The sequence below is a fragment of the Candidatus Methylacidiphilales bacterium genome (genome assembly GCA_028713655.1).
GTDB lineage: Bacteria > Verrucomicrobiota > Verrucomicrobiia > Methylacidiphilales > JAAUTS01 > JAQTNW01.
In genome coordinates this window covers 23,817-32,984 of record JAQTNW010000040.1, presented here as the reverse complement: position 1 = coordinate 32,984, position 9,168 = coordinate 23,817, and the positions used below count along the sequence as shown (strand labels likewise).

General features: G+C 55.7%; 11 protein-coding genes. 6 read left to right on the top strand and 5 right to left on the bottom strand.

Annotated elements, in window-relative coordinates; translation table 11 throughout:
* Nucleotides 1-175 precede the first annotated feature (175 nt).
* The 6 genes from PHD76_12155 to PHD76_12130 all read left to right on the top strand — a co-directional run bounded on the left by PHD76_12155 (nt 176) and on the right by PHD76_12130 (nt 4,577).
* Nucleotides 176-508: a hypothetical protein gene (locus tag PHD76_12155; GenBank protein MDD5262589.1), complete on the top strand. Its 333-nt coding sequence runs from the start codon at nt 176-178 to the stop codon at nt 506-508.
* Nucleotides 505-894, top strand: coding sequence for a hypothetical protein (locus PHD76_12150; protein MDD5262588.1), 390 nt, complete (start codon nt 505-507; stop codon nt 892-894). Before PHD76_12155 ends, PHD76_12150 begins: the two co-directional genes overlap by 4 nt.
* Before the next feature lie 241 nt (nt 895-1,135).
* The gene (locus PHD76_12145) at nt 1,136-1,756 is read left to right on the top strand and encodes a hypothetical protein (GenBank protein MDD5262587.1); all 621 of its coding nucleotides are present in this window, start codon (nt 1,136-1,138) and stop codon (nt 1,754-1,756) included.
* A 117-nt stretch (nt 1,757-1,873) separates the two neighbouring features.
* Nucleotides 1,874-3,199: a hypothetical protein gene (locus PHD76_12140; GenBank protein MDD5262586.1), complete on the top strand. Its 1,326-nt coding sequence runs from the start codon at nt 1,874-1,876 to the stop codon at nt 3,197-3,199.
* A gap of 18 nt (nt 3,200-3,217) precedes the next feature.
* Entirely contained in the window at nt 3,218-3,658 is a 441-nt protein-coding gene (locus PHD76_12135) for a hypothetical protein (GenBank protein MDD5262585.1), read from the top strand.
* Between the two features lie 10 nt (nt 3,659-3,668).
* On the top strand, nt 3,669-4,577 hold the full coding sequence (locus tag PHD76_12130; GenBank protein MDD5262584.1) for a hypothetical protein: 909 nt from the start codon (nt 3,669-3,671) through the stop codon (nt 4,575-4,577).
* Nucleotides 4,578-4,720: 143 nt separating this feature from the next.
* On the opposite strand, the gene PHD76_12125 is transcribed toward PHD76_12130, so the two are convergent.
* The 5 genes from PHD76_12125 to sucC all read right to left on the bottom strand — a co-directional run bounded on the left by PHD76_12125 (nt 4,721) and on the right by sucC (nt 9,007).
* Nucleotides 4,721-5,284 carry a hypothetical protein gene (locus PHD76_12125; GenBank protein ID MDD5262583.1) on the bottom strand — a complete coding sequence of 188 codons (564 nt, stop codon included), beginning with the start codon at nt 5,282-5,284 and terminating at the stop codon, nt 4,721-4,723.
* A complete protein-coding gene (locus PHD76_12120; GenBank protein ID MDD5262582.1) occupies nt 5,266-5,472 on the bottom strand; it encodes a hypothetical protein in 207 nt (68 codons plus the stop codon). Before PHD76_12120 ends, PHD76_12125 begins: the two co-directional genes overlap by 19 nt.
* 300 nt (nt 5,473-5,772) lie before the next feature.
* The gene (locus tag PHD76_12115) at nt 5,773-6,858 is read right to left on the bottom strand and encodes an alanine--glyoxylate aminotransferase family protein (protein MDD5262581.1); all 1,086 of its coding nucleotides are present in this window, start codon (nt 6,856-6,858) and stop codon (nt 5,773-5,775) included.
* Between the two features lie 81 nt (nt 6,859-6,939).
* A complete protein-coding gene (gene sucD, locus PHD76_12110; GenBank protein MDD5262580.1) occupies nt 6,940-7,818 on the bottom strand; it encodes a succinate--CoA ligase subunit alpha in 879 nt (292 codons plus the stop codon).
* Between the two features lies 1 nt (nt 7,819).
* On the bottom strand, nt 7,820-9,007 hold the full coding sequence (gene sucC, locus PHD76_12105; GenBank protein ID MDD5262579.1) for an ADP-forming succinate--CoA ligase subunit beta: 1,188 nt from the start codon (nt 9,005-9,007) through the stop codon (nt 7,820-7,822).
* Nucleotides 9,008-9,168: the final 161 nt, after the last annotated feature.

Sequence of the window (9,168 nt, the reverse complement as noted above, 5' to 3'; positions counted from 1 at the left end):
GGAAACTTATGAAGGGGCCAGGACGGCTTATCTTGCCGCTCTCAACAGCATGGTGGCGGCAGACACCGGCACCGACAGCCCGCCTCCAGGGGGGGCGAAGCCCTAAATTTGTTTGTTAAAGTTTTTTACAATTCCATAAGATACGCCTACAAATGGCCTCGCACTATTATAACGTATGCTACACCAGATAACCCGTTACCTGGCTTTGGGCCTCTCGCTGGTATTTGCCACGCTTGTGGTCGCACAAACAGTCGTGTACCGGGCTTGGGACGTCGCATATGCGCAACAATTGGATTATCAGGCCAAGCTCGCCCAGGCAGACCGCTTTAACAGCTTCCCCGAACAATTGGTGCGCCGCATCGCTGTGGATTCAACGCGTGATCCGGCCCTTGTGGAAATCCTAAAGAAGCACGGCATTATCGTGCGGTTCTCCACACAAAATACAGCCACAACAGCGCCCGACAAGGGAACCTCTGACCCTCAAAGCACAACTTCTTCAACGCCATGAATGAATCCACCCCTCAGTTCATTGTTGATCCGGAAGACCAACCTTCGGGCTCGAAATCCGCAAAGGGACTCAAACGCGGACAGTCCCTTCTTTGGCCTGTCCTGGTCGTTTTGCTCTCGCTGATTTTCTCAACCGCGCGGGACATCATCACCCTGGAGAAACGCAAGGAAGCCGTTGCTCAGAAAAACACGCAAGCGGCGGAATTGCTTAAACGGTACGGCAAACAAACCAAATTTGTGGATTCGCTCAAGGCGGACCTCCAGAGGATCGCTGCCAACGATGCGATTGCAGCCAAAATTATTTCGGATTTTTTCCCGAAACCCATTGTCGCGGAACCGCCCAAGAAAGAACCCGGATCTGCTTCCAAAGCACCGTCAAATTTTTGACGCGCAGGCAATTCAGGTTTTAAGCGGCTTCAGTTTTTCTGCATTCTGAATTCTTCATTTCCTCCGTCTTTCCTTCGTGCGTTTCACTGGTAACACAAACCCCCTTTTCTTCCCCCTTGTCAGGGGGATAAAGGCAACTTGCTCCAAACCTTTCCTTCGTGTCTTGGTGTCTTCGTGGTTAAACCAGTTTTCCGTGACACGCATTTGAAATTGACTTCAACCGTAAATCCATTTTGATTCCATGATGATCAAACGTTTCCTCAGCCTGTCCCTGATCCCGCTCTCAACCGTTTTATTGCTCGTTTCCTGCTCTTCGGCGCCCCAGCCCGCAGTGAGCTATGTCGATCCCAATTCGCAAGGGCAGGTCGCCGGCACCGGGGTCGAATCCCAGGACATCGCCGCAGCGGCGCAAAAGGCCGCCCAGTCCATCGTCAACCTTCCGGCCATCAACAGCGCCGGAAAGCCCCCGACCATCCTGATCACACCGGTCACCAATCGCAGCGCCAGCCCGATTGACACCACCCTTTACACCACCAAGCTGCGCGGCACGCTGATGCAATACGCGGCCGGCAAAGTCCAGTTCCTGGCCCGCGACGCCGCATCCCAAACCAACGAACGGGAACAGCGATTGCGGGAAAGCGGGGCGGTGGAAAGCAACGGCACGGCCGACACCACTCGCGTGGCCGCGACCTACGATTACATCCTGACCGCCGAACTCCAGGGCATTTCCACAGCCACCAGCCAGGGACAAAGCGATTATTTCCTCATCGCCTTCAAGCTGGTGAATTTCAAGGACGTTCTCGTCTGGGAAAACCAGTATGAAATCAAGAAGGAAGGCCGGGAAAGCGGCGTGTACCGCTAACCCGGATGTTTCACACGCTTCTGAAAACCCCTGCAAAGAGTCGAGCCGCCAAAGCCGGGCATGAACTGGAGCCCGGCAACATCCGGGTTATAAACAAAACCGCTTGAATGGGTTTTTTTGAAATGGAACCACTTTATTTTGAAGCAGTTTTTCAATAGTCGGCACAGGTTCAGCGCATTACTTTCCACTGTTGTTTCAAAATACCAGGCCAGCCCCTTGAACAAACACTTTTTCATCCCCCTTCAAATTTCCGTCATCGGTTTGCTATTCTCCGCGTGTGCCTCCAGCGGACCGCGCTCGGCCTCCGGCACCGACATCGACCCCGCCGCCCTTGCGAGCGCCCGGCAAATGGTCGGGCAAAAGCAAATCCCCGAGCCGCTCAAACCCGAGTTCATCGCCCTCTACAGCGAAGGCCGCCAGAATTCCGTTCTGCATGCCATGCGCGGGGGACTGTCGGCGCTGCGCCTCGGCTATTTCGACCTGGCAAAGGAAACCTTCGACCAGGCCATCCGCGAGGTGGAGTCAATGCAGGAAGGCGCCAAACAAGCCGAACGCGCCAAAAGTAAATTTGTGGCCGAGCGCGAAAAATGGTTCAAGGGCGAAAGTTACGAGCGTTCGGCGCTGTATTTCTACCGCGGCCTGCTCTACCTGCGCGACCACGACTACGGCAACGCCGCAGCCTGTTTCAAGCGTTCCCAAATCGAGGACATCACCGGCGACGACGCAAAGGATTTTTCCGGCGATTGGTACAGCGACGAACTGGCCCTGGCTCTGGCCTCCAATCTCAACGGCTATCCGGATGATGCTGCCGCAGCACTCCAACGCGCTTCAAAATTCCCGAGCAAGCAGGGCGAGGTGCCACCGCCGGACGCCAACACCAACACGCTGATCGTTGTTGAAGTGGGACGGGGACCGATTAAATTCCGGGGCGGAAAATACGGCGAACAACTCCATTTTCAGGAAGAGCCCCCGGCCATCACACAAATCCATGTGGTGGCGCCCGACACTTCCATCGCCAGCGCTGCGGCGGAAAATCTTTATTTCCAAGCCACCACACGCGGCACCCGCAAGATCGACTACGTCCTGGGGGACAAGGCCTCGTTCAAGGAAGACACGGCCAATGCAACCGTAGGCCTCGCCGCAGGCGCCATCGCCGCTTCACAATTGGACAACACCGGCATCTCTTCCGGTGTCCTGGGCCTGGCCGCGCTGGGTACCGCGATCTTCTCCGCCACCTCCAACCCCCAGGCCGACATCCGTTGCTGGGACAACCTTCCCCACTCCGTTTATCTGCTGAATTTAAACCTCCCCGACACGGATCAAACCGTCACAATCGAAGGCTTAAGCGCCGGCGGAACTGTTGTGAATCAATTGACCATTCCCCTCGTCTCATCTAAAATGACCAACAAGCCATTCAGGATTGCTTTTGCCCAGTTCAAATAATCCGCAAGGAACAATCTTATGATTAACAAATCCATCCTCGCCTGCCTCGCTCTCTCCACCGCCGCTCTCTTCGTGGGCTGCAGCCAGGGAGCGTACACCCCCAAGTCAGATCCCAGCTCCGCCGAAGCCCAAGGGTTTCCGGTTGTCTATCTCGACAAGGATTTGCGCCGCGTCCTGGCCGCCGATAATCCGGTCTCGGTCGGGAAAACGGAAGCCGGCTTTCTCAGCGTCCAATGCGGCCTGCGCAACATGACCAATGACGAAACACTCTACATCCAGGCCCAGACTTTGTTCCGCAATCCCGCCGGACAGGTTCTTTATACCGATGTGGGCAGCGAACCCGCCTGGCAAACCCTGACTTTGACCCCGGGCCAAACCGTTTACTACAAGCAAAGCGCCCTCACAGCCGAGGCCAGCAATTTCACCGTCCGCGTACGCTACCTCGCACGTCCCAACTGATCTCAAAAATATGAAACCCTGCATCCTCCTGTTGCCGCTGGCCCTCAGCCTTGCGCCTGCCGTTGTCCGGGGCGATAGCGAACCCAGTCAGCCCCCACCCGTTGCCAAAAGCTCGGCTCCCGCAACCACCGGTCCGGCCATGCCGATTGAAGACTACGATGGCACGGTGAATGGTTTCCGCACCCAATACCAAAAAGCCGGCAAACCCAAATTGCTGGTTTACGTCAACCGTTCGCTGGTCAAAAACCGCGGCGAAATGCTTGATGCCGTGGAAGTGGAATCCGACAGCAAAACCAAGGGCGACACCATCCCCAGCACGGGCAACAGCAACGTCCAAATCGGGAACGACAACAAAAACCAGTCCGGGAACAACAACGTCACGGGCAAAGGCGGCGAACAGATTGATAGCGCAAGCACCAAAGTCCGCGTCAACACCGAACGCGAGCTCGGTGTGGCTCCGGTCACCGAGGCCCAGGCCCGGGAAATCGAGGAAGTCATCCAGCGCCCGTTCTTTGAGGCGGGAAGCAAGATTGTGGATCAAAAAATCGCCGAGGTGGCCCTGACCAAATTCAAGGATGCCGACGCCAATTTCCTCACCCCTCCCAAGACCGACAAGGAACGGCAGGAAGTGGAGGCATTGCAGAAATCCGCCGACATTGTAATCGAAGTGCTCGCCCGGCAGAAGACCGTCGTCATTCCCATGCCCTCGGGCGATGACCAGAAGGAAGTGCGGCTTGAACTGACCGTGACCGCCGTGAGCCTGAAGGACGGCGTCAAGCTCGCCCAGGTGAATTCCAACTCACTCTTCGGCTTCAACCGCCGCTTCGGCGACCGCAAGGAACGGCGCTACAACCAGGTAACCTCCGCCGAAATCATCGAGCAATGCGCCCTGGCCCTCATGCAACGCATGAATTTTTGAATAAGTACCCAGGGTAGGCTCTCGCAGACTCGCGCCAACCCTGGGCTGAAAGACGCTACCGCGTTGCGGTAGGCTCCCACTCAAAACACATTTTTGAATGGTTTGGGGCCTCGGGGAGGATTTCCGAGTTGGCCCGATTCAGGTCAGATAGAGTTTAAGTCGGGTCCAAGTCTTTGATCGAAAAACTGGTCGGCTTTATCTGAACAGTAAAATTTTCTCACCCAAAACGTCACTACGCCAAATAGAAGCATGCTTCCAGCAAAGATTATAGCGAAGCAACCAACGCCATCGTTTCCGGATGATTTTTGATATCCGATCAAAAAATTAAACCAAGCAAAGAAGGTAAAATACGGAATCAGCTTTCCCATAACCTTGTTCATTCCCTTTTTTCTTTGGGCCACCATGAAACTCATGCTCAATGCCATCACACCGGCAATTTGGGTAAATATCCACATGATCGTGGCAATAATCGGGTCGAACATTCCCACCCGCACCCACAGTTTACTCAAAATAGTATCGGAATGTGTTAGCGCCCATGCGATTGAAGGCAACGTGGCAGCATAGCCAGCCACCAAGACTGTTGTGACAAGGCCATTTTGAATTCTAAAGGAAAGTGGCAACCCAGACAGGACTCCATCATGCTTCCAAAGTTGGAACCACAGAAGTGCGATCAAAATTAAAGTTGCAACTACTTGGTATGCGTCCATTGCTTCACCCGCTGGCGCAACTCTTCCGCCGACAAGTCATTCTCGACAGGAGAGGCCTCCGCTTCATCGATTGCGGCCAACATCGCAGGGCTGGCCAGCTCATCCAATTCCTCAATGCGGTGAAGGATCACATCCCGTTCTTCCACCTTGAGTTTAGGCAGTTCATCGAGAATCTCAGTGATGTTCATGGGATTAATTTATCCCTTCAGCCCCGGTGAAGGCAAGTTTTCAGGTGGACAAGGCAACCGCATCACCAGCACCCTGGAGTGCGTCCGCCGCGGCGGACGTTTTTTACTCGCGATGCATATTGGAGCTCGCTCGCGACGGATGTCGGAGTTGTCTTTTCCTGGAAATCCAAAGCGGTGTCGCGCCTCCTTAACCATCGGCTTGCCACCGCACTCCACATCAGTTTCCCTCGAGCCACTTGCGCCAGCAAAACGCGCGGACCTGGATTTGTGGGACGGCACGGAGGCCGTCCCTCCATCCGATCAAACGCCGAGCGTCTTCAGGCCTTCGTCCAGCCAGCCGAGCAACTCGGCGATGTTGGCGGTGCTTTCGTCGCCCATGTGCGAAATGCGGAATGTGGCGCCCTTGATCTTGCCGTAGCCGCCGTCAATCACCGCATTCTTGTTTTGCTTCAGCCACTTGTTAAGATTGGCCGGCAGTTCGACATCCCGGTGGTTCTTGATGCAGGTCAGTGAAATCGATTCGAACCCGGCCTTCGGGAACAGCTCGAACCCGTGCTTCTTCGCCCACGCGCGCGCGAGCTTCGCATTTTCCAGATGCCGGGCGTAGCGCGCTTCCAGCCCTTCCTGGAAAATATCCTCCAGCTTGCTTTCCAACGCGTAAAAATGCGAAATCGACGGCGTGGTCGGCGTCATGTTCTTGTCGTGGTTCGCGCGGAATTCCACAAAATCGAGATAATACCCGCGGTCTTTTTGCAGGGCCGCTTTTTTGAACGCCTTTTCCGAGACGGCAAAAACCGAGGCGCCGGGCGGCAGGGCCAGGGCTTTCTGGGTTCCGGCCAGCATCACGTCGAGGCCCAGTTCGTCAAACGGGATTTTCTTCACGCTCAGGGAGGAAACCACATCCACAATGGAAACCACATCCGGATATTTTTTAAGTACCTTCGCGATGTCTTCAATCGGGCTCATCGTACCGGTCGATGTCTCGTTGTGAATGATCGTGATCGCATCGAACTCGCCGGTCTTCAATTTGGCGTCAATCAACTCCGGCGAAATCGGTTGGCCCCATTCCACCTGCAGTTTTTCCGCCGGCTTCCCGCAGGCGTTGGCCACGCCGTACCATTTGTCGGAAAAAGCACCGTTCATGCAGTTCAGCACTTTCTTGCCGACAAGATTCCGAAGGGAAGCTTCCATCGCAGACCACGCGGAACCCGTGTTCACGAACACCGGTTGTTCGGTGTAAAAAAGTTTTTTCAGGCCCGGCTGCACGCGTGCATAGAGTTCCTGGAAATCCTTGGATCGGTGCCCGATCATCGGCTGGCAGAAAGCTTTGAATGTTTTGTCCGACACTTGGATCGGACCCGGAATGAATAATTTAGGTTTTCCCATAATTGGATCGGTTAATTATAAATCTTGCTAATAAGGAGTCTTAACATCCCGGCTGCATTTTGTCTTGGAAATTCTGATCTTTCACTGCTTCTGAATCGCTTTCACCAGCGTATCGCCAATCTGGGCGAGCGTTTGGGCCACGGCCACCCCTGCGGATTCCAAAGCTTGAACCTTGGCTGCGGCTGTGCCCTTGCCGCCGGACACAATCGCTCCCGCATGGCCCATGCGCCGTCCTGGAGGCGCCGTCTGCCCCGCAATAAACGCCGCCACCGGTTTCCTGACGTTTTTCTGGATAAATTCCGCGGCTTCCTCCTCCTCGGACCCGCCGATTTCACCGATCATGACAATGGCTTCCGTAGCCGGGTCATTGTTGAAAAACTCAATGGCCTGTCGATGGGTCATCCCATGGATGGGGTCGCCTCCGATGCCGATGCAGGTGGACTGCCCATAGCCGCGATTGGTCAACTGCCAGACCGCCTCGTAGGTCAGGGTACCGCTGCGTGAAACCACGCCAACGCTGCCGGCCTTATGAATGTAACCCGGCATGATGCCGATTTTGCACTCGCCCGGCGTGATGATGCCGGGGCAATTCGGCCCGATCAAAACCGTCGGCCTTCCCTGCATCGCGATCTTCACGCGCATCATATCCTCCACGGGAATGCCTTCGGTGATGCAAACCACCAATTCGACCCCGGCGTCAATGGCCTCGATGATCGAATCCGCCGCAAACGGGGGCGGGACAAAAATCATGCTGGCGTTGCAATGGGTTTCCCGGCGGGCCTCGGAAACCGTGTCAAACACCGGCACTTTGTCTTCAAACAACTCGCCGCCGCGCGCGGGCGTCACCCCGGCCACCACATTCGTACCGTATTCCATGCAACTCAATGTATGAAAACTGCCGGCCTTGCCGGTGATGCCCTGGACAACCAAACGCGTATTCTTTCCAACTAAAACGGACATATTATTTTTGCTCCTTCGCAGCTTTGACAACTTTTTCCGCGGCATCGGCCAATTGGTCGGCCGCAATAATCGGAAGATTGGATTCGCGCAGCAAGGCGCGCCCCTTTTCCACATTCGTCCCCTCGAGACGAACCACCAGGGGCACCGGCAACCCGGTGTTTTTCACGGCATTGATGATGCCCTGCGCGATGATGTCACATTTCATGATCCCGCCGAAAATGTTCACCAGAATGGCCTTCACGCCCGGATCGCTCATGAGGATTTTGAAAGCCTCGGTCACCTGTTGCTCGTTGGCGCCACCGCCGACATCCAGGAAGTTGGCCGGCTCGCCCCCGTAAAAATGAATGATGTCCATCGTCGCCATCGCCAGGCCCGCGCCGTTGACCATGCAACCGATGTTTCCGGACAGGCTGATGTAATTCAGGTTGGATTTTGAGGCCGCCACTTCGCGCGGATCTTCTTCGCCGATGTCCCGCATCGCCACGATTTCCGGATGCCGGAACAACGCGTTGTCGTCAAAATTCAGCTTGGCGTCGAGGGCCAGAACCTCCCCGCCCTTCGTGACAACCAGCGGGTTGATCTCAACCATCGAGCAGTCGTTCTTGATGAAAAGGTCGTACACCGCATGGAAGAGGCGGCAGGGATCGCGCATTTCGGTGGGGCCGAAACCCAGAAGCTTGGAGAGCTTGCGCGCCTGATACGGCTGCAAGCCGAGCGCCGGATTGATGTTTTCGCGATAAATCGCCTCGGGCGACTTGGCGGCCACTTCCTCAATGTCCATGCCCCCCTGGCGGCTGGCCATCACGACCGGGCCGTTTGTCGCGCGGTCCATCACGATCGCAAAATACAGCTCCCGGTCGATGGTGACCGATTCCGCCACCAACACCCTGGAAACAACCCGTCCAGCGGGGCCGGTCTGATGTGTGATGAGCGTATTGTTAAGCATTTTTTCCGCCAGGTCCTTCACCTGGCCCGCCGTTTTGGCCAGTTGCACCCCGCCCTTGAACCCGTCCTTGAACGTTCCCTTGCCGCGGCCTCCGGCGTGGATCTGGGCCTTGACGACGAGGTTGTTGCCCAAGGTTCGGGCGACTTGCTCGGCTTCGTCCGGGCTGGAAGCCACTTTTCCGCGCGGCGTGGCCACTCCAAATTTTTCGAGCAATTCCTTGGCTTGATATTCGTGAATATTCATAAAAGAGAGCGGAAGCTAAACGATGGCGGGCATCGATAGATTGGGCTTATTACCGTCCAGCATAAACAATCGACAATCCCAGATGAAGCCCCCTGCGTCAAAGATTTTTTCCCATGCCATCGCCGCGCGAAGCGCGAATTTTGGAGTGCGCAGACATGTCT